This is a genomic window from Ignatzschineria sp. PL_is040 (assembly GCF_055813795.1).
Window position 1 is genome coordinate 1 of the sequence record NZ_JBVPGU010000033.1, and the last position, 854, is coordinate 854.

Annotated in this window: 1 protein-coding gene; it reads right to left on the reverse strand. The window is 35.2% G+C overall.

What is annotated here, in order from left to right:
- Nucleotides 1-18 precede the first annotated feature (18 nt).
- A complete protein-coding gene (locus AC0SAP_RS10335) occupies nt 19-774 on the reverse strand; it encodes an IS5 family transposase (RefSeq protein WP_473384105.1) in 756 nt (251 codons plus the stop codon).
- Nucleotides 775-854: the final 80 nt, after the last annotated feature.

Below are 854 nucleotides of genomic sequence, written 5' to 3' on the forward strand. Positions count from 1 at the left end.
CTAGGGGCTGTTGAACATTCATAATTTTAACCAAATGTAAGCACAAGCTAAAGCCACGTTGTTTTCATAATGTTGTTTTAGCTTGTCATATCTTGTTGCTACACTTCTAAAATGTTTCAGCCTTGCAAATGCATTCTCTACCAAATGACGAATTTTATAAATATGCCAATCCATGTGATTATTGTTCGTAAGAGTGTTTCTCTTTTTTGGAATAATGGCTTTAGTACCATGATTTATAATGATTTCTCTGAAGGTTTCAGAATCATATCCTTTATCCGCACTGACATAATTCGTTGCATCTAAAGGAATCTTACTCAATAATTCAGGAGCAACTTTAATATCGTGCGTAGTTCCATCTGTCACGATAAATTCACAGGGATTACCGCATGCATCTACAATCATGTGGATTTTAGAGCTATTTCCACCGGTACTTTTTGAAATTGCTTGAGGATTATCTGTGGCAGATCCAGTGCTATGCTGATGAGCTCTAATGTGAGTACCATCTATAAACAACCATTCGTAATCAATATCTTGCGATAGTCTTTTAAATAGCTTCAATAGTTTATTGTTTTTAGACCAACGACTAAAGGCTTTAAAGATCGTATTATGCCGACCAAATTGCTTTGGAATATCTCGCCAGGGAATGCCTGTTCTCATTCTAAACAGAATGCCTTCAATAATATTTCTTAAATTTGGTTTGTCATAGATATTTAAATCTAGGAGAATAGGCTTTAGTTTCAGCCATAGTTTATCAGTAAGCATGGTTCGAGGCATAGCAAGTGGTAGGTTTTGTTTGACGATAATATTCTACCGCTTGCTTTTTTATTTTAAACCTCAATGTTCAACAGCCCCTA

Excerpts from the sequence above, each read along its gene's own strand:
- AC0SAP_RS10335 (WP_473384105.1), bottom strand. The coding sequence starts at position 774 with ATGCCTCGAACCATGCTTACTGATAAACTATGGCTGAAACTAAAGCCT.